An 18316-nucleotide genomic window follows, 5' to 3' on the forward strand; every position below is an offset into this window, starting at 1 on the left:
CGCGTTCGCGGCGCTCGTCGTCATCGCGGTCGACTACGTGCGCAAGCACTCAGAGGTCGTGCTGCCACGGCGATAGCGCAGGTGCTTTGCGACGGGCTCCGCCCCACCTATTGCACATCGAACACCTACCGAATACAGTGTATTCACACTGATTAAAGGGGTAAACATGGCTACGATGACGATTCGGATGGATGACAAGGACGCAGAGCTCGTGCGTAAGTACGCTCGCTTCGAGGGTGTAACTCTTTCCGATTTCGCCCGCAATGCGATCTTGGAAAAGATTGAAGATGCGCATGATCTGCAGGAGCTTCGAGAAGCCATCGCGCACGACACCGGCGAGCGGTACAGCCTGGACGATATTCTCGCCGATCTCGATACGTAGCGGCCCCGATGATGGCATCAACGGACCACTACACAGTCGAATTCACGGCCCGCGCACGGAAGCAGCTGAAGAAGATGGACCGCTTCGACGCGCGGCTCATCGCCACCTGGATCAAAGAAAATTTAGACGGCTGCACCAACCCGCGGGCATTTGGGAAAGGGCTCTCCGCAAATCGTTCCGGCGAGTGGAGATATCGCGTCGGCGCGTACCGGATCCTCGCCCTCATCGATGAGGGCACGATCACAATCGCGGTGCTTTCGATAGGCCACCGCCGCGAGATTTATCGCGATTAACAACCGACAGCACCGACTCAGCCGCCTCGTCCTCGGCCCAAGGGTGAACGTAGGGTGTTGGGCATGCAGGACCTGACCATCGCACCCGGCCCGGGGATCCCCGGCGGCTTCGTCGTCGCTGCTGCGGATCTGACGGAGCGGTTTGCGAAGGCGTCGGGCCCCGACGGCCAGGGCGTCAACACCGCCGACAGCAAGGTGCAGCTTTCCATCGACATCGCGGCGTGCGCATCGCTTTCCGACGCCCAACGCCGCCGCGTCCTCCACAACCTCGAACACCGCCTGGACGGCACTGTGCTCACCGTGAGCGCGTCGACGCAGCGCTCGCAGGTCCGTAACCGCGCCGAGGCGCGAGAGCGGATGGCCGCGTTATTGCGTGAGGCGCTCGCCCCACCGCCTCCCCCGCGGCGGAAAACGAAGCCGACGCGCGGCTCGGTGCGGCGCCGTCTCGAAGCGAAGAAGCGGCGCTCGGAGCTGAAGTCGACGAGGCGTAAGCCCCAGCTGTGATATCGGTGGAACTTCGCCAAAGTTACGAGGGTTTGGTCGGTTACCGCATTCAGCTAGCCCATTGGTGAAGCTCACATTGAATTTGAGCTCCACCGAGCTTCAGGCAATACCCGTCTTCCTCTAGAAGTTTCAATGATTTCCGTATTACGGTTAGTTTCTATGAAAACGATTAATGGCCAACCGGTGAGCGAGGCGCAAATTGACAGGTGGGTAACCGAAGCCGATAACGGTTACGACGTGGAGACGCTGCGCCGACGAGGACGGAAACCGCGAAACAACGACGCAGCAAAAGTGATTTCCATCCGACTCTCGCCCAAAGAGATTGCAAACCTCGACAAGTATGCCGCTGCCCACGGTTGGTCACGGTCGCAGGCGATCCGTGAAGCTTTGAAGAACGCAATCTAAAAATGGAAGTCCGACGGAGCGCGACCAAGCACGGCATCGAGCCCGAAGATTCCATTGTCGCGGCGACCTCAGGCTGCACATTTCACGCTCCGCTAGACGATGAAAATCCTCAACGGGAGCTCCGTCTTGGATTCGACACTTCGATGCACTTACTAGAGCTCGTCGTTCTCCTCTGGGATGACGGAACGGAGACAATCTTCCATTCAATGAAGGCACGTAAGCAGTACCGGAGCCTTCTCGGCTAATCGGAATACAGGTTCGATACGAACTATGTGTGACACAGTCTCCGCTGTCATCCAGATAAATTTCGGCTGCAACGGTCCCTCTAAGCTCACCGAATTCTGATCCGCCGCAACAGGATGCCAGATCGTCACCGATTACGGAGCCTTTTTCATGGCCGACTCCACCCGAGGCAACGATTTTTGCGTGGGCAGATGCTGGGCAAGGAGCTGCTACGCGACGTCTCCACGCACCTGGCCTCCCCCGGCAAGCGCGACTCCCGCCTCACGGGCCACACCGGCGAGCCCACCGGAGGCACCCGCCCGTGGGAGTTCGAGGACACCGCCCCGTGCGACACCACCCGCACCATCACCAACGCGATTCAGAGGAATGCGGCGCGTGGGGAGGCCGGAGGAACGTCGATAGGCATCCAGCTCGGCGACGTTGAGGTGGTGGAAACCGAAGCCCGCACGAGAAACGCGGTGGCGCTGTTGGTGGACACCAGTTTCTCCATGGCGATGGAGGGGCGTTGGGCGCCGATGAAGCAGACGGCGCTGGCGCTGCACCACCTGATTTCCACGCAGTTCCGGGGCGACGAGCTCACGCTCATCGGGTTCGGGCTCTACGCGCAGACGATGACGATAGAGGAGCTCACAGCCCTGCCGCCGATCCAGGAAAAGGGCACCAACCTGCAGCATGCCCTGCTTTTAGCGGATCAGTTCTTCGCCCGCCACGTCAACCACGACCCCACCCTGCTGGTGGTCACGGACGGCGAGCCGACCTCCATCATCACCGACTGGGGGCAGCCCTACTTCAACTGGCCAACCGACCGGATCACGCTGGCCAAGACGGTGCAGGCCCTCGACCAGGTGACGAAGCGAGGCGCGAGCCCGACGTTCTTCCGCCTCGGCGACGACCCCGGTCTGGTCAACCTGCTCAACGCCATGGCGAGCCGGTCCGGCGGGCGCGTGGTGGCCCCGGACCTCGGCGAGCTCGGCGGCGCAGTGGTCGGCGAGTACCTGCGCGGGTGGGCTTAGCGCGGACAAGCGCAGACGCGCACGGGCTAAGCGCCTGCCTGTCGCCGAGTGGCCATGAACGAGGCGGCCGCCACCAACGCGAGCACGCCGAGGCCGAACACCGCGTAGCGCACCTTTGCGCTCGGCTCCGAGGACGCAGCGGCACCCCCGACCACCCCGCGGATCCACTCCGCCTGCTCCGCCACTGGAGCCACCGCCACTGCGGCGTTGGAGTTCATCTCCTCCTCGGTGGGGTTTTCCGGGTCCTCGAACAGGCCGGCCGACATCACGCCAGCGACCTTGCCGTCGGCGAAGATGGCGCCGCCGGAGTCGCCCGGCTGGATCCGCGCCCCGTTCTTCAAGGCGACGTCGAGGGCGGTCGGAGCGTCGAAAAGCGCGAGCGGCGATTCCCCGCGCACCGTGGCCTCCGCGGCGGGCAGGCGCGTCGGGCCGCCGGAGCCGTCGGAGGACCAGCCGTAGATGTTCACATCCCCGCTCGGCACCTCCCCGGCCACCGAGGCGTAGGAGGAAAGCCCCATGTCTTCGGTGGTGTGCAGAAGCGCGATGTCGCCGCGCGGGGCTACCTCGTGGCGGTCCACCTGGAACACCTTCTGGTTTTCGCCCTGCCCGGTGCGCACCGAGCCGCCCGGCTTCGCGGCCGCCTCGACGCAGTGGCGGGCGGTGATCACCCAGTGCGGGTCGATGGCGGTGCCGGTGCACACGCCGTCGTCGGGGTCGGAGTCGTCCACGCGCACCGAGACCACGGGCTGCGCCTCAGCCGCGTCGCCGGCGAACTGCTCGGATTCCATCGCCCACGCGGGCTGCGCCACCAAAGCGACACCAACTGCAACACTAAACGCCAACTTTTTCATTATTTTCCTTTCCAACCACCGCCACCAGGCGGCGAACGATACTTTCCATCGGTCCGCGCTGGAACACTGCGAGCCAGCCGTACGCGATCACTGCGGCACCGGCGAGGCTCACCCACACCCCGGCCCACTGCGCGCTCAGCACGTGCAGGCAGTACAGGGTCAGCGTCATCCGCCCCAGCGGCGCGGCCCACCCCAGCCAGCGGCCCGCCAGGCAGCACAGAGAACACATGCTTATCGACGCCCCGGCGGTCCCCACCACATCGGTAAGCCCGCCGGTGTGGCCGGTGGCGTCGAGAAGCGGGGGCAACGGCACCCACCACCGCAGCGCAATATCGGCCGCGAACAGCAAGCAACCGATAACCGCCCCGGCGCGCAGCGGCATGTGGCGCGCGAACAGGATCCCGGCGACCATGAGCACTGCCCACATCAGCGGCGGGTACGGCGAGGCCGACGGCGCAAGCGCCGCCGATCCCAGAGCTCCAGCGCAGGCGAGCCACACGAGCCACGCCGAATCCAGCCTCGGCACCCACGCAAGCGCGATCATGCAGACCCCGATCGTGCCCAGGACCACCTCGATGGTCCCGGCAAACGGCTCCAGCGCGAAGTGCAACACCACGAGGCACGCCCCGCGCACCACGAACTGCGCCGGCCGGGCGCGCATGAGCCCCATGGACACCCCGGCGAGGAACGCGAAGAGCCCCGCGGGGAAGCCGAAGAGCACCTGCGCTGTAAGCCCGTCGTGCACGGTGAGGTGCGCGACGATCATCGCGACGAGCGCCACGGCACGGGCCGCGTCGATTCCAACGATTCTGGTCTGCATGGGGTTCAAGCTAGAAACCCCGGTGTTGCGCCCGCGTTAACCCGGATGTTTATGTCTCCGCAACATCGCGGCGCATACGATCGCAACCATGACAATTCGGGTGCTCATCGTGGACGACGAGGCCTTCCTCGCCGACGCCATCGCCACCGGCCTGTCGCGCGCCGGGATACAAACTCGCCTCGCCTACGACGGGTTTGAGGCGCTGAAGCTTATCGACGAGCTGCCGCCCGACGTCGTCGTGCTGGACCGGGACCTGCCCGGGGTGCACGGCGACGTGGTGTGCCGCCGCATCGTGGAATCCCAGCCCGCCACCCGAGTGATCATGCTGACGGCCAGCGGGACCTTGGACGACCGCTTGGAAGGCTTCGACCTCGGCGCCGACGACTACTTGGCCAAGCCGTTCGAACTGCCCGAGCTGGTCGCGCGGATCAAGGCGCTGGCCAAGCGCAACGCGCCAGCGCGGGGCGAGGTGTACCGCTGCGGGGACGTGCGACTGGACACGTTCCGCCGCGAGGTGACCCGCGGCGAGGTGCCGATGAGCCTGAGCCCGAAGGAGTTCGCAGTGCTGAAGGTACTCATGGAGGCCGACGGCGGCGTGATTTCCGCCGAAGACCTGCTGGCAGAGGCCTGGGACGAAAACGCCGACCCCTTTACCAACTCCCCGCGCGTGACCGTGTCGCACCTGCGCAAGAAGCTGGGCGAGCCGCGCATCGTGCACACCGTTACCGGCGCCGGGTACTACGTGGCGGAGGCCGAGCGATGAGGCTGAGCCTGCGCGCCCGCATCACGGTGATGTTCGTGGCCACCGTCATCGGCGTCGGCCTCGCGCTGATCGGCCTGGTGTACGCCTATTTGAAGCTCACCCCGGTGCCGGTGATGGCATCGTTTCCGGGTACCGACGACGGCGTGGTCATCGACGGCGCCGTACCCGTGACCGACGAGATCCTGCGCCGCATCCTCTTGGCCTCGCTTGGGGCGCTCGCGTTGCTCACCGCGCTCGCGGGCGTGGTGGGCTGGTTCGTGGCGGGGCCCGTGATCACCCCGCTGCGCTCGATCGCCGACGACGCGCGCACCGTCACCCGCGGCGACCTGAGCGCCCGCATCGACTACGACGGCCCCCGCGACGAGGTCGGCGAGCTGGCCGAGGCGCTCAACGCCATGCTCGACGAGCTCGCCGACGCCGTCGAGCGCCAGCGCCGCTTCGCCGCCAACGCCTCCCACGAGCTGAAGACCCCAATCGCGACCATCCAGACCGTCGCCGACGTGGCGCTTTCCGGCGACGACGCCGACCTGCGCCCCGCGCTGGGCCGGATCCGAGAGGTCAACGCCCGCAACGCCGCGACCGTGTCCTCGCTGCTGCAGCTGGCTAACGTGCAGGTCCGCGACCGCGCGGCCGTGGATCTGGCCGCCGTGTGCCGGGAGGTCGGCGCCGCCCACGGCATGCCGGTGGACGCCACACCGCTGACCGTCGAGGCCTCCCCCACCCTGATCCGCCAGGCGGTGGATAACCTCGCGCGCAACGCCGCCATCCACGGCGCCGACGGATCGATCACGCTCCGGCCGGCCGGCGCCTTCGCCGAAATCACCGTGGTCTCCGGCGGCGAGGTGCTCGACCCGGCGGAGGTGGCCACCTGGACCGAACCGTTCGCCCGCGCCCGCCGCACCTCGGGTTCCGGCCATGGTCTGGGTCTGGCCCTGGTCAAGGCGGTAGCAAAGGCCCACGGCGGTTCGGTTGGGTTGGCGCCGCGGGCCGGGGGCGGGCTCGTCGTAAAGCTACTGCTCCCTGCGTAGCGCGCCCTCGAAGCGCGCCTTGGCCGCCTCGACGTCCTCGGCGTTGTGGGAGGTGGGCACGTCCGCGCGGTCCGGGAAGACCGCCTTGCCTTGCGGCAAGTTGATGGCAGGCTGGTTCGGCTGCGGGTCCTCATCGGGGCGCAGGTGGGCGTGCGCGTAGTCGGCACAGTGGTCCAAGAACACGCGCGGCGGGGCGAAGAAGTTGCAGCCCGTCAGCGCCTCGGAGAAGTCCAGGATGCGGTCGTAGTTGCCCTCCGGCTCGCCGATAAACATGCGGCGCAGCATCACTTCGGTGACGCGGGGGTCGCGGGCGTAGCTCATGAAGAAGGTGCCCTGTTTGCCCAGCGCGTCGCCGAACGAGAGGTTGTTGCGCACGATCTCCAGGCCGTTGCCGTCCTCATCCTCGACCTGATTGACGGCCACGTGGCTGTTCGGGGCCTTCTCATCCAGCTCGATGTCGGAATGCTTCGTGCGGCCGATGACCTGCTCCTGCTCCTCCACCGGCAAGGTGTTCCAGTCCTTGAGGTTGTGCACGTACTTTTGCTCGACGATGTAGCTGCCGCCCTTCCAGATGCCGTCGCGGATGATCGCCACCTCGACGCCCTCCTGGCCGCGGGGGCTCTCGGTGCCGTCGACGAAGCCGAGCGGGTCGCGGAAGTCCTGGTACTGGAAGGCGTGGACCTCGTCGTAGTAGTCGATCGCATCCTCGACGATCGCGTTGATGCGGCGTGCCAGCTCGAAGGCGACGTCGTACTCGTCGGCGCGGATGTGGAAAAACAGGTCGCCCGGCGTGGACGGCGCGTGGTGCTTCGCGCCCCTAAGTTCCAGGAACTCGTGCAGGTGCTCCGGTTTGTCCAGTGCGAAAAGCCGGTCCCACATTGTCGCGCCGATGCCGGCCACCGCGGTCAAGTGCGCCTTCGGGTACCGGAAGCCCACGCCGTTGGTCAGGCTGGACAGGCTGGAAAGCGCCTCCAACGCCGCCTGCTCGCCGCCCTCTTTGAAGCCGAGGGTGATAAAGAACGCATCCTTCGACTGCGGGAGGATCACGGTCTGGGTCACTTCTGCCTGGTTTCTGCTCGTCATAAGCCTCAAGTATTCCCCACTTACGCGGCTGTAGTCGGACCGGGTAGTCCCCTGCCGCCGATTACAGCGCCGCCCACCCCACGATCGCCGCGCCGATGACCACCGCCCACGCGGGGACCTTGAAGTTGCGCAGCGCCGCGGCCAGGATGCCCACCACCGCCGCGTTCGCACCGGCGAGGGCATTGGCGGCGTGCGGATTGGCGCGCAGCCGCTCCCAGAACGGCATGATGCCGACGACCAGCAGCGCCGCGGGCAGGAAGATCGCCACCGTGGCCAGGGCCGCACCCCACAACCAATGCACGCCCTGCGCAGAGGCGCCCAGCAAGCAGGCGAAGGTAAACAGCGGGCCCGGCATCGCCTGGGCGGCGCCGTAGCCGGCGAGGAAGGTGTCGTGGTCCACCATCCCGGTGGGCACCGTGGCCTGCTCTAACAGCGGCAGCACCACGTGCCCGCCGCCGACTACCTGGGCGCCGGAGCGATAGAAGCTGTCGAAGATGCCCCAGCTCGTGCCCATGCGTTCCGCCAGCGGCAGCAGCGCGAGCAGAGCCGCGAACACCGTCAGCGCCCCCAGGCCGACGGTGCGGCTGGCGGCGGGGGAGCGGCAGGGGGCCGAAGGTGCGTCGATAGGCGAAAGCGCGAAGGTGGCCACGAGCATGCCCGCAACGATCGCACCGACCTGGGCCGCAGGGTGCGGCACGAGCAGCACGATGAGGAAGGCCGCGAGCGCGACGCCCGCGCGCAGCCGGTCCGTGACAATGTTCTTCGCCATGCCGGCGACCGCCTGCGCGACGACCGCGACCGCCGCCGCCTTGAGCCCCGCGAGCCAGCCGGCGTCCGAGATGTCGCCGAGGCGCGCCACGCCGAGCGCGAACGCGACCATGAGGACGACGCTCGGCAGCGTGAAGCCTAGGAACGCCGCGAGCATGCCGCCGTACCCGGCGCGCAAACTCGTCCCGGAAGTACCCCAAATGCGCGGTCGGCCCGCCGAACGACGTCAGGCCGAGGCGGGTGAATATGCGTAGTACTTCAAACACAAGCGCGATGGTAGCGGACGGCGCCTACCTACGGACCGCTGGGAAGCTGTGCGCCGAGACCGCTCCCGTCATCGATGGGTTGCGCGAAGTTTTAGTTGACGCTTACCAACGCTTCTTGCGCAAAAAATCGATCATTCCCCGCCCGTCACGAATCTCGTGGGAGCTTTCGCCGGTCATGCCGTCATCATCTGTGAATGAGTAATCGACCCGCACGCCCGGTGAGTCGAGGAAAGTCTCGGTGGTTGTTTCTTTTCGGGTGAACTTCCCGTCAGAGCTAAAACCGTCATAGCTGCTCGTTCTGGTGTGCGAGCTTCCCCGATAGTCGTCGTAGTTATCAACGAAATCCGAAAGCAAACTCGCGTCATCGTCGGACAATCTCGTGTGCTCTAAATCGAGAAACTCGCTAATCTTTTCTCGTAGTTTCTTCTTCTCGTTCCTATCCACCCTGAGTCCATCCTTCGTTGTGCGCCCTGCTCCGTACCATACACCCCGATCCGAGTCCTCGCGGCCAGTACAGCGCTGGTTTCTAAGCAAAATCCACTCCGCCCCGACGTGTCAATTCTAAAATGGGCTATCCGGTTATTGCGACGGACTCTGCCTCATCCAATGCATACTGAGACTGCACTACTGAATACACTGTATTCAGTCATTTCGAAGGAGCACCCATGGCAACGATGACGATCCGGATGGATGACAACGACGCTGAGCGCGTGCGCAAATACGCACGCTTCGAGGGCGTAACTCTTTCGGATTTCGCCCGCAATGCGATACTTGAGAAAATCGAAGATGCGCATGACCTGCAGGAACTTCGAGACGCCATCGCTCACGGCACCGGCGAGCGTTACAGTCTTGACAAGGTTCTGGCCGACCTCGATCAATAGCACCCACGATGACCGCAGCGCCCGTCCACTACAAAGTCGAGTTCACGGCCCGCGCACGTAAGCAGCTGAAAAGACGGACCGCTTCGATGGGCGGCTCATCGCCACCTGGATCAGAGACAACTTGGAAGGCTGCACCAACCCTCGAGCATTCAGGAAAGCGCTCTTCGCAAATCGGTCCGGCGAGTGGCGCTACCGCGTCAACACGTACCGAATTCTCGCTCTCACCACCGCCGACACGATCAAAATCGAGGTGCTTACAAAGGGCCGCCGCGAGATCTATTGCGATTAACGACCAACATTGTTGAACCGGCCGATTCTTCTTCACCCCCAACGCAAACGTAGTGTGGGCGGCATGAACGACCTGACCATCGCTCCCGGACCGGGGATCCCCCGCGGCGTGGTCATCGTCGCCGCCGACTTAACGGAGCGGTTTGCGAAGTCGTCGGGGCCGGGCGGCCAGGGCGTCAACACCACCGACAGCAAGGTGCAGCTCTCCCTCGATATCGCCGCGTGCGCATCGCTTACCGACGCCCAACGCCGCCGCGCCCTTACCAACCTCGAACACCGGCTGGACGGCACCGTCCTCACCGTGGCCGCGTCGAGCCAACGCTCGCAGATCCGCAACCGCGCCGAGGCGCGCGAGCGTTTGGCTACCCTGCTGCGCGAGGCACTCGCCCCGCCGCCTCCCCCGCGCCGGAAGACAAGGCCGACCAGGGGCTCGGTGCGGCGCCGTCGAGAGGCGAAGAAGCGTCGCTCGGAGCTGAAATCCACGCGACGGCGGCCCCAAATTCCCTAGTTCGAACCATCCGCGTGCGTATCCTCACGCTGACGGACCTAGTTCGGGCAACCGCTACGCTGAGACAGCTTGGACCGGTTGAATCCGCTCGATTTCCGAGAGGATCTTGTCTTCCGCCACGTCCAAGTCATATTGAGCCTGTAGCCCGAGCCAGAACTGGGGGCTCATTCCGAAGAACTTAGCCAAGCGGAGAGCAGTGTCCGCGGTTACAGCCCGCTTTCCGTGGACAATCTCGTTGATCCGGCGGGGCGGAACACCGATGGAGACGGCCAGCCTGTGCTGTGTGATTCCCATTCCTTTGAGGAAGTCCTCCATGAGGATCTCTCCTGGGTGAACCGGAGGAAGCTTGTCAGTGGTAGTCAAGGATTTCAACCTCCTCTGGTCCAGCTGCGGTCCACCGAAAACAGATCCGCCACTGGTCGTCGATGCGAATACTATGTTGACCCCTGCGATCGCCTTTGAGCGCCTCAAACCGGTTCCCTGGTGGAATGCGAAGCTCGTCCAAGCTCTGCGCGTAACCAAGCTGGCGCAGCTTCCTCAACGCCACCGAGTGGATCCGGGAATCGATCGAGCGCACGCGATCTCGGTTCCAGAGACGCTCTGTATCTTTGTCGGCGAACGACTGGATCACGACTCCACCCTATCCCCCCATAACGCGAAGCGTCAATAACGTTATACGTTAAATTTGAACTCGACGGCGTGTCGGCGCAAAGAAACCTTTCCGCTAAAGACAGTAGGTAAATCCAGAGAAGTGCCGCAGGATGCGGTCATGGCGCTATCGCTCCCGGAACATCTAGCAACCCAGGAAGCAACAGGGCACGGAAAGATGCGAGTCAATTGTACATATTTTTCATGCTGCAGTGCTACTAGTGAGATTCGCACAAGAAGGGTTCCGGCGGCGGCACAGCGTTTACTTCAGCAAGAGTTGGAAGGATTACTGCTCCATTTCTAACCCCACTGCGGGTTGCCCACGTCCACACCTTCGGCCGCCGCGTGGGCGGTGACCAGCTCGAGCAGGTAGTCCTGCGCGCCGCCGTAGGCTTCGTGGAAGCGCGCGTCGTCAACGTACATGCGCGCGAGAATGAGCTGGCGAGCCGGGGTCGCCTCGTACCACTGGGCGATGCTTGCACGGTGGCGTTCCACCAGTGCTGCGGCTTCCTCGGAGCCGGGGTCCACGCCGGAATCGCGTGCGGCGATCAGATCCGCGGCGAGCGCGTCCTGTTCTTCCTGCAGGCGTTTGAAGTCACCTTCGCCCATTTGAGCGAGCTTTTCTTGGGACTGCGCCCACTCCGGGGTATCACCCCAGCGCTGCTCAGCCTCCTCCTGGTAGGCGGGCATATCTTTGCCGAGATACTTCTTCATTGCGTCCATGTCGATCGATCCTTTCGTTGCGTTGTCAATGATGTGCTGGACAGATGTGAGTTGGGCGTCGAGGGTGCGCCGTCGAGAAGCGAGTGCTTCCTGGTGGTGCCTGAGGGCGCCGGTGAGGGTGGCTCCCGAGGCGTCGAGAAGCTGCGCGATCTGCGCAAGCGGCACGCCGACTCCACGGTAGAGGGCGATGGCCGCGCCGCGCTCGAGGTCCGCCTCGCTGTAAACGCGGTGGTCGGCCCACGTGCGCGCGGGTGTGATGAGGCCGAGCGCCTCCCAGTGGCGCAGCGCCTTGGTGGAAACGCCGAGGGCTTCTGCGGCCTCGCTGATTGTGTATTCGATACCATCTGCCATGGTTGCGATTGAACAGCTTGCCGCAAGGGCAAGTGCAAGTTGGGAGCGATAATGGACGAAATCCGCGTGGGCAACGCCGAACGTTCGGAAGCGCTGGACCGGCTGGGCACACTGTTCGCAGATGGTTACCTGGATGTGGGAGAGTTCGAAGAACGCACAGGTCAAGCCGCGGTTGCGCGCACTCGCGGGGAGCTTTCAATGCTTTTCGACGACCTCCCGGCCGAACCGGTCGCATTGGAGAAGCGGACGGCGTCCGAGGTCGAGCTGGATGAGAAACTCGCAGCGAAGCGGAAGATGGACACCGCGATCTACACCACCCTCATTGGCGGCTTGGCGGTCTATTTCGTGCTGCAGATTGGGCTGGATCTGGACTTCGCCTGGGTGGTGTGGCCGATGATGGGCGCACTCGCGGCCGCTTGGTACGCCGTCTTCGACATCTCCGACGAGGAAGACAAGATCCTCGAGGAACTGCTGGAGAAGGAACGTTCTGATCGCGCCGAGCGGCTGAAACTCGCCGCCGAGCGACGCAAGGAGCTTGGGAAATAGCCGAGAGTTTCCTGCGCCCGCCGGTTAGGCTCCCGGCAAAACATTCGGCGGTTGGACCGTCATGCAGGACCCGGAAGGCAACGAGTTTTGCGTAGGCAGCCCCGAAGCGTAACTACACGTTGAATTTAAACTCGACGGTATGTCGTTGCAAGGTTACCCCCTCTCGTTAACACCATCAAAAGGAGTGTTATCCAATGAAAGCGTTCGGCATCTTAAGCTTCGGGCATTACACCTTCGGCAGCTAGCGCGGGCCATCTGCGGAAAAGATCGCCAAGACTCATCTGGAGATCACCCAGGCTGCGGACGAAATCGGCGTGAACAACGCGTCCTTCCGAGTCCACCACTTCGCGCTGCAGGCCTCCGCCCCGATGCCGCTGCTGTGCGCTGTCGCGGCCACCACCAAAAACATCGAGGTGGGCACCGGCGGCATCGACATGCGCTAGCGCATATCGCGGTTGTAGCGTTTGAGTCATTGACTCCCGTCGTCTACAAGTACCTACACACTTGATCGGTGCTGCACGTTTCAGGGTCCGGGTGCGCGGCGTCCTGTCTGAGGTCTGCGATAGTGTCGCGCAGCACGGAGAGCTGCGCGATCTGCTGCTCGATCTCAGCGAGGCGCACGTCAAGCAGGTCGCGCACGTGCTCGCAGGGCGCATGGCCGCCGTCGCGGATGTCGAGGATCTGGCGGATCTGGGCGAGGGTGAGGCCCGCGGCCTGGCCGCGGTGGATGAAGTCGATCCGAGCGACCGTCTCGGGCGCGTAGTCGCGGTATCCGGACGGCGTGCGCTCGGTCGGGGGCAGAAGGCCCTGTTCCTCGTAGAAGCGAAGGGTCTTCGCGGTAGTGCCCGCCCTCTCGGCGAGTTCTCCGATCCACATTGCTGTCTCCCTCCGTGGCCACGCTTGACCTTCCCCTGCACTGGAAGGTCCAGTATGGCTGAGACAGAGCAGAAAGCCAAGAGTTGACAGGAGCAGCGATGCCTAAGAAGTACGATCTCGCCATCATCGGATCGGGAGGCGGCGCGTTCGCCGCTGCGATCCGCGCCAGCACGCTCGGGAAGTCGGTGGTGATGATCGAGCGCGGGACGCTCGGCGGCACCTGCGTGAACACGGGCTGCGTCCCGTCGAAGGCGCTCATTGCCGCGACCGGCGCGCGGCACGTCGCGGTCGACGCCGCAACCCGGTTCCCCGGGATCGCGACGACGGCGGATCCCGTCGACATGCCCGCGCTGATCGCTGGGAAGCAAGCGTTGGTGGAGTCGCTGCGCGGCGAGAAGTACGCCGACGTCGCCGACTCCTACGGCTGGCAGGTCCTCCGCGGCGACGCCTCGTTCGTGGGCACCCCTGATGCGCCGGTTCTCGATGTTGCCGGATCCGACGGAAGCGTCGAGACCATCGAGGCCCACCACTACCTAGTCGCGACTGGTTCTCGCCCGTGGGCACCGCCGATCGACGGCCTGGAGGAGACCGGATACCTGACCTCGACCACGGCGATGGAGCTGACGGAGGTCCCCGAGTCGCTGCTGGTGCTCGGCGGCGGCTACGTCGCCCTGGAGCAGGCGCAGCTGTTCGCCCGCCTCGGCTCGCAGGTCACGCTGCTCGTGCGGTCCCGGCTCGCCTCGAAGGAGGAGCCGGAGGTGTCGAAGGCGCTCCAGGAGGTGTTCGCCGACGAGGGCATCCGCGTCGTCAGCCGCGCAGTGCCCACCCGGGTCTCCCGCGGCACGGGAGGCGAGGCCGTCGTGACCGCCGCCTTGTCCGGCGGCTCGCAGGAGTTCCGCGCCGACCAGGTCCTGGTCGCCCTCGGACGCCGTCCCGTCACCGATGGCCTGAACCTCGATGCGGTCGGGGTGAATACCGGAGACTCCGGCGAGGTGGTCGTCTCCGACCGGCTGCAGTCCTCGAACCCGCGGGTCTGGGCCGCGGGCGACGTGACCGGGCACCCCGAGGTCGTCTACGTCGCCGCCCACCACGGCACCCTCGTCGCCGAGAACGCGTTCGCCGACGCCGACCGGTCCGTCGACTACGCCCGCCTGCCGCGGGTGACGTTCACCGGGCCCGCGATCGGCGCGGTCGGGATGACCGAGAAGGACGTCCTCGCCGCGGGGATCCGCTGCGACTGCCGCGTCCTGCCCCTGCACCACGTGCCCCGCGCCTTGGTGAACCGCGACACCCGCGGGTTCATCAAGATCGTCGTGAACGCCGAGACGAACGAGATCCTCGGCCTGACCGCCGTCGCCAAGGACGCCGGGGAGCTCGCCGCCGCAGGCGTCCACGTGCTCGGCAGGACCGTCGCCGAGGTCGCCAACGCCTGGGCCCCCTACCTGACCATGGCCGAGGGCATCCGGATCGCCGCGAAGGCCTTCACCACCGACCCGTCGCTGCTGTCGTGCTGCGCATGAACGGCAACGCAGGCAATCGGGGAGATCTCATCCTGAAGCAGACGATGAGCGCCGATCAGGACCGCGACGAATGGCGCGCCGGTCCCGTCGTCGCTGCAGTGACCGGGCTGCTCTTGCTGGCATGCTGCGCGCTTCCGTCGCTGCTCTGCTGCGGCCTGCCGTTCATCGCGGCGGGCGGAGCACTCGCAGGCGTCGGTGGGCTCCTCGGTAATCCCTGGATCATCGGTGCCGGGACCGCCGTCGTGATGGCCGTCATGGCGGGGATGCTCGTCAGGCTACGGCGGCGGCACCGGCGCCGCAGGTCCGGCTGCTGCGAAAATCCTTCGACCGCTGATCGGAACCGGTAGTTCGAGCGGATCCAGCGATCACTGCCACCTGCGGAGGCCGCTGAAATCGAAGCCCGACGGGAGAAGGAGGAGCAAAAAGCGTTCGAATCAACCGGTGACGAGGATAATACTGAGGCTGGATCCCGGCCGTCGCGACGCGGTCTCCGCTTCCGCCGAGACGAGAAAGGGTTGTGGGCACCTAGGCTGGGCGGCATGAACGACCTGACCATAGCGCCCGGCCCGGGGATCCCCGACGGTGCGGTCATCGCCGCCGATCTCGCGGAGCGTTTCGCGAAATCGTCGACTTCGGGCGGCCAGGGCGTCAACACGACGGACGGCAAAGTCCAGCTTTCCATCGATGTCGCCGAATGCGCATCGCTTACCGACGCCCAGCGTCACCGTATCTCGCGCAACCTCGAGCACCGCCTAGACGGCTCCGTCTTTACCGTGACTGCGTCGACTCAGCGGTCTGTGTTTCGCTCCTGGTCCTCTCGCTTGCACCTGCGACACAGCCTCGTGCCCCCGGGCCGTAGCGTTCGGGGGAGCACAATAGCCCCAGTCCTCATCACGTCCCGGGATCAAAGAGTTCATCGCAGAGGTTAAGCACTACACGTTGAACTTGAACTCGACGGAGTGTCGTCGATAAATGACTATTCGATGCGCAAAGTACAACGAAATACCGCTAGAAACAGACAACATATGGGGGTGCACAGAAACACATATAGGTTCTGCGGAAAACCTATAGGGTGCGTCGCTAAAAACCGCTGTGCGCGAAAAACATAAAGGGTTTACGGACCCGGTCCCAGACCCCTCAATACTCTGAGCCGGAAGAATGGAAAGTGGAAGGTTGATGTATCCCCACTATTTATTTTTTCCGTTTTTCGGAGTACATCGGGAGCTACAACTGCGGACCAGCTCTGTGTGAACTAGATGAGAAGGCGCAGCAGCGAATCATCGACGCTGGACAGTTGGTGCTGCGGGCACGCGAGCGGCACCCCCAGCGGTCACTCGCGGAGCACTACAACCCGTTATCGATGGACCCAATTCCGCTCAAGGCTCACAACAACTTGGACCGGGAAGTCGATAAGGCTTTCGATGTGGCACGCAAACTCACCAACGAGCGCCAGCGCCAGGAGCTACTGTTCGCCAGCTACGGGGAGTTGGCGAGGGGCTATGTCTCCTCGCTTTCATCAAAATCGAAACCACCAGCAGGGTCGTTCCCCGTGCGGGTGATTTTGATCGGTCCCGCTGCTGGGTGTAGAACCCTGTCGCTGGCAACGCCGGGAACTATGACTGTGCCCGACGAGAACACGTCACTGCCATAACGCGGCTCACGGTAGACGAACATGGGTCGTTCACTACTACTGGTGGATTTCGGTTTTGGTGGTGGGGGGATTACCGCCGCCGGCCTCGATTTTCCGTTGAGGAGGGCGTTGACTACTTCCCGATTGTGAAATGGGCCGATGGCGCGGTGAAGAGGAACCAGTCACCTGGAAGAGATCGATCCAGTCGCTGGTGTGCAATCTGGGAGGTAGGGTTGCGGGGTCGATTCCTCGCGAGCGCAACCATGATTGTGTCTCTGAACGTGATGAAAACAACCCTGCCCTTCGGAGAATTTCCCCTATCCCGCGTCCCCGGGCGGTGAAAACGGTGTGCACCATCGCCTGAAAGGCTTTGCGTTGCTCTATCGGGATCTTCGGGTCACCCACCCGGCGGATCACTAAGATCCCCCCGTCAACGTTTGGCTGTGGCCGGAAAGCAGACCTTGGTACTCGGGAACCAAGGTGAAACGTGAACCATGGGGACCACTGAGCTGTCATCATCGTGCTTGCACCTACCCCGGCCCGGCGGCGAGCGACTTCCCACTGCATGAGGAGTACAGCGGCAGTCCATGCCGGCGCATGCAACAACTTTCGAAGAATGGCAGTGGTGAGGTGAAAGGGAATGTTTCCCACAATGACGCAGGGAGTGGCGGGTAACGGGAAGTTGAGGAAATCATCATGGACCACTTCGACCGACGCCGAGGCGGTCTTTTTTGTGAGTTTGGCAGCTAGTTTTGCGTCTACCTCAACTGCCGTTATTGCCCTCCCCAAGTGGGATATCGGGTGAGTGAGGGCACCGCTTCCTGGCCCGATCTCAATGATGGGGCCGGAGGTTTGTTTTACAAGATCGACGATGGAGTTGATGATCTTGTGGTCTGTGAGAAAATTTTGGCCATGTTCGTGACGGCCGTATCCGTATGTAGACATCAGGTGTGCTCCGTGGAGTTGAAACGGAGCCGGGCATGGCAAATGGCCGCCCGGCTAAAGGACCGGAGCGGTTTCTAACCTGCGGGAGGGAGAAAACCGCCTTAGCGGCTGGTGAGCGGCCGCATGAAAACGGAACCTGAAATCAACATGGGCCTATCGTATCCAATTAATTTCGCAGGGTCCAATACGGTGAGAAAGAAGACAACCGCACCGCAACAGTGCAAGACCTCTCTGGATTGGAATTTAATTGAACATGGGTTTGGGGTACGACGCGCCCTACTCGGAGTGGCACGGACACTACGGCTGCGCGCCCACACACAACAGTAAAGAGCTCGGCAATGCACAGACACGTAACGAGAGCGCCACAAATGTATGTACGTTTAAGTTCCAGCATCGACACTGACGCTCCACATGGAGGGACGGCCGCAGCCCTGCAGCAAGCACACGGCAGGGTGTCTGCTTCGGGCGACGTGAAATTACGCAGAAAAATACGAAACACATCACCGCAGGTCACGGTAGGTATTTGCGGGTCATTTCGTAATCCCGTAAACGAAAAGAACAAAACTACGAAACACAAAAACATACGTTGAGCAGCGTAAATGGTTTTCGTTTCGTAATTTTTCCACTTTTTGAAGAAAATCTAAATAAGAAGAGACACCTTGATTGCGATTGTGTCCCGTGTCACATAGCTGCAACCCCTGCAGCGTGCCCTCAACGAGGACGCTCTGTGTCGTAGACATGTGCCTGCAATGCGTGTCTGTGTCTCTCTCTTAAAAGGTTTGGGTCGAAATACCGCAAAATTACGAAACACCGCCGAAATGTGACGTGTCTATGCAGGTCACAGCGTTATCGCGTGTTTCGTAGTTTTGTTCTTTTCGTTTGCGGAAATCACGAAACCGCAGGTAGAGCGTTTCGTAATTTTTTCGTATTTTGATCGGCAAATTACGAAACGAGGTCAAAACTACGAAACGAACACACAAC

23 protein-coding genes and 2 pseudogenes are annotated in these 18316 nt (G+C 63.4%); 15 read left to right on the forward strand and 10 right to left on the reverse strand.

From position 1 onward, the window contains the following. Nucleotides 1-166 precede the first annotated feature (166 nt). From relB (HWX32_RS06845) to HWX32_RS06865, 5 genes and pseudogenes are all read left to right on the forward strand, one after another. Nucleotides 167-382, forward strand: coding sequence for a type II toxin-antitoxin system RelB family antitoxin (gene relB / locus HWX32_RS06845; protein ID WP_075467937.1), 216 nt, complete (start codon nucleotides 167-169; stop codon nucleotides 380-382). Between the two features lie 8 nt (nucleotides 383-390). Next, the gene (locus HWX32_RS06850) at nucleotides 391-675 is read left to right on the forward strand and encodes a type II toxin-antitoxin system RelE/ParE family toxin (RefSeq protein ID WP_242648265.1); all 285 of its coding nucleotides are present in this window, start codon (nucleotides 391-393) and stop codon (nucleotides 673-675) included. Between the two features lie 63 nt (nucleotides 676-738). After that, nucleotides 739-1179 (forward strand): alternative ribosome rescue aminoacyl-tRNA hydrolase ArfB, encoded by a 441-nt coding sequence (gene arfB / locus HWX32_RS06855; RefSeq protein WP_175935284.1) that lies wholly within the window; start codon nucleotides 739-741, stop codon nucleotides 1177-1179. Nucleotides 1180-1338: 159 nt separating this feature from the next. Further along, on the forward strand, nucleotides 1339-1584 hold the full coding sequence (locus tag HWX32_RS06860) for a ribbon-helix-helix domain-containing protein (protein ID WP_175935285.1): 246 nt from the start codon (nucleotides 1339-1341) through the stop codon (nucleotides 1582-1584). Nucleotides 1585-2021: 437 nt separating this feature from the next. Continuing rightward, nucleotides 2022-2840: pseudogene (locus HWX32_RS06865) on the forward strand (VWA domain-containing protein); the annotation flags it as partial. A 26-nt stretch (nucleotides 2841-2866) separates the two neighbouring features. Here HWX32_RS06865 and HWX32_RS06870 read toward each other — a convergent pair. Together HWX32_RS06870 and HWX32_RS06875 are read right to left on the reverse strand one after the other, a co-directional pair. Further along, nucleotides 2867-3691 (reverse strand): trypsin-like serine protease, encoded by an 825-nt coding sequence (locus tag HWX32_RS06870; RefSeq protein ID WP_075467711.1) that lies wholly within the window; start codon nucleotides 3689-3691, stop codon nucleotides 2867-2869. After that, nucleotides 3672-4511 (reverse strand): DUF418 domain-containing protein, encoded by an 840-nt coding sequence (locus HWX32_RS06875; protein WP_075467714.1) that lies wholly within the window; start codon nucleotides 4509-4511, stop codon nucleotides 3672-3674. Before HWX32_RS06875 ends, HWX32_RS06870 begins: the two co-directional genes overlap by 20 nt. Before the next feature lie 94 nt (nucleotides 4512-4605). Here HWX32_RS06875 and HWX32_RS06880 point away from each other — a divergent pair, with 94 nt between their 5' ends. After that, the gene (locus HWX32_RS06880) at nucleotides 4606-5274 is read left to right on the forward strand and encodes a response regulator transcription factor (RefSeq protein WP_217702899.1); all 669 of its coding nucleotides are present in this window, start codon (nucleotides 4606-4608) and stop codon (nucleotides 5272-5274) included. Continuing rightward, complete coding sequence (locus tag HWX32_RS06885) at nucleotides 5271-6302, forward strand: HAMP domain-containing sensor histidine kinase (protein ID WP_175935288.1); 1032 nt, start codon at nucleotides 5271-5273, stop codon at nucleotides 6300-6302. Before HWX32_RS06880 ends, HWX32_RS06885 begins: the two co-directional genes overlap by 4 nt. On the opposite strand, the gene HWX32_RS06890 is transcribed toward HWX32_RS06885, so the two are convergent. The 3 genes from HWX32_RS06890 to HWX32_RS06900 form a co-directional block, all read right to left on the reverse strand. After that, a complete protein-coding gene (locus HWX32_RS06890) occupies nucleotides 6285-7385 on the reverse strand; it encodes a Dyp-type peroxidase (RefSeq protein ID WP_175935289.1) in 1101 nt (366 codons plus the stop codon). The genes HWX32_RS06885 and HWX32_RS06890 overlap by 18 nt on opposite strands. A 61-nt stretch (nucleotides 7386-7446) precedes the next feature. Continuing rightward, complete coding sequence (gene chrA / locus HWX32_RS06895) at nucleotides 7447-8331, reverse strand: chromate efflux transporter (protein WP_368485902.1); 885 nt, start codon at nucleotides 8329-8331, stop codon at nucleotides 7447-7449. Nucleotides 8332-8521: 190 nt separating this feature from the next. After that, nucleotides 8522-8863 carry a hypothetical protein gene (locus HWX32_RS06900; RefSeq protein WP_175935290.1) on the reverse strand — a complete coding sequence of 114 codons (342 nt, stop codon included), beginning with the start codon at nucleotides 8861-8863 and terminating at the stop codon, nucleotides 8522-8524. 221 nt (nucleotides 8864-9084) lie between these two features. On the opposite strand from HWX32_RS06900, the gene relB (HWX32_RS06905) reads away from it, so the two are divergent. Beyond that, nucleotides 9085-9300, forward strand: coding sequence for a type II toxin-antitoxin system RelB family antitoxin (gene relB, locus HWX32_RS06905; RefSeq protein ID WP_175935291.1), 216 nt, complete (start codon nucleotides 9085-9087; stop codon nucleotides 9298-9300). A 352-nt stretch (nucleotides 9301-9652) separates the two neighbouring features. Then, nucleotides 9653-10096, forward strand: a complete 444-nt coding sequence (gene arfB / locus HWX32_RS06910) for an alternative ribosome rescue aminoacyl-tRNA hydrolase ArfB (RefSeq protein ID WP_175935292.1) — start codon at nucleotides 9653-9655, stop codon at nucleotides 10094-10096. A 54-nt stretch (nucleotides 10097-10150) separates the two neighbouring features. Here the strand turns inward: arfB (HWX32_RS06910) and HWX32_RS06915 are convergent, their stop codons facing one another. From HWX32_RS06915 to HWX32_RS06925, 3 genes are all read right to left on the reverse strand, one after another. Beyond that, a complete protein-coding gene (locus HWX32_RS06915; RefSeq protein WP_254868356.1) occupies nucleotides 10151-10411 on the reverse strand; it encodes a HigA family addiction module antitoxin in 261 nt (86 codons plus the stop codon). Nucleotides 10412-10445: 34 nt separating this feature from the next. Continuing rightward, nucleotides 10446-10727 (reverse strand): type II toxin-antitoxin system RelE/ParE family toxin, encoded by a 282-nt coding sequence (locus HWX32_RS06920; protein WP_175935294.1) that lies wholly within the window; start codon nucleotides 10725-10727, stop codon nucleotides 10446-10448. Between the two features lie 317 nt (nucleotides 10728-11044). After that, nucleotides 11045-11818, reverse strand: coding sequence for a MerR family transcriptional regulator (locus HWX32_RS06925; protein WP_175935295.1), 774 nt, complete (start codon nucleotides 11816-11818; stop codon nucleotides 11045-11047). A 51-nt stretch (nucleotides 11819-11869) separates the two neighbouring features. On the opposite strand from HWX32_RS06925, the gene HWX32_RS06930 reads away from it, so the two are divergent. Together HWX32_RS06930 and HWX32_RS11390 are read left to right on the forward strand one after the other, a co-directional pair. Continuing rightward, a complete protein-coding gene (locus HWX32_RS06930; RefSeq protein ID WP_175935296.1) occupies nucleotides 11870-12364 on the forward strand; it encodes a DUF1707 domain-containing protein in 495 nt (164 codons plus the stop codon). 194 nt (nucleotides 12365-12558) lie between these two features. Then, nucleotides 12559-12804, forward strand: a pseudogene (locus tag HWX32_RS11390) (LLM class flavin-dependent oxidoreductase); the annotation flags it as partial. Nucleotides 12805-12850: 46 nt separating this feature from the next. Here the strand turns inward: HWX32_RS11390 and HWX32_RS06940 are convergent. Further along, nucleotides 12851-13240, reverse strand: a complete 390-nt coding sequence (locus HWX32_RS06940; protein ID WP_175935297.1) for a heavy metal-responsive transcriptional regulator — start codon at nucleotides 13238-13240, stop codon at nucleotides 12851-12853. Nucleotides 13241-13338: 98 nt separating this feature from the next. Here HWX32_RS06940 and merA point away from each other — a divergent pair, with 98 nt between their 5' ends. The 4 genes from merA (at nucleotide 13339) to HWX32_RS11400 (ending at nucleotide 16411) form a co-directional block, all read left to right on the forward strand. Continuing rightward, nucleotides 13339-14760 carry a mercury(II) reductase gene (gene merA / locus HWX32_RS06945; protein ID WP_175935298.1) on the forward strand — a complete coding sequence of 474 codons (1422 nt, stop codon included), beginning with the start codon at nucleotides 13339-13341 and terminating at the stop codon, nucleotides 14758-14760. Continuing rightward, nucleotides 14757-15107 carry a hypothetical protein gene (locus HWX32_RS06950; RefSeq protein ID WP_005293255.1) on the forward strand — a complete coding sequence of 117 codons (351 nt, stop codon included), beginning with the start codon at nucleotides 14757-14759 and terminating at the stop codon, nucleotides 15105-15107. Before merA ends, HWX32_RS06950 begins: the two co-directional genes overlap by 4 nt. A 192-nt stretch (nucleotides 15108-15299) precedes the next feature. After that, nucleotides 15300-15689, forward strand: coding sequence for a peptide chain release factor I (locus tag HWX32_RS11395; RefSeq protein ID WP_175935299.1), 390 nt, complete (start codon nucleotides 15300-15302; stop codon nucleotides 15687-15689). Nucleotides 15690-16057: 368 nt separating this feature from the next. Beyond that, on the forward strand, nucleotides 16058-16411 hold the full coding sequence (locus tag HWX32_RS11400; protein WP_368485903.1) for a type IIL restriction-modification enzyme MmeI: 354 nt from the start codon (nucleotides 16058-16060) through the stop codon (nucleotides 16409-16411). A gap of 36 nt (nucleotides 16412-16447) precedes the next feature. Here the strand turns inward: HWX32_RS11400 and erm are convergent, their stop codons facing one another. Further along, nucleotides 16448-17335 (reverse strand): 23S ribosomal RNA methyltransferase Erm, encoded by an 888-nt coding sequence (erm, locus tag HWX32_RS06960; RefSeq protein ID WP_175935300.1) that lies wholly within the window; start codon nucleotides 17333-17335, stop codon nucleotides 16448-16450. Between the last annotated feature and the right edge of the window lie 981 nt (nucleotides 17336-18316).

Source organism: Corynebacterium sp. Marseille-P4321 (genome assembly GCF_903645305.1).
Classification (GTDB): Bacteria; Actinomycetota; Actinomycetes; order Mycobacteriales; family Mycobacteriaceae; genus Corynebacterium.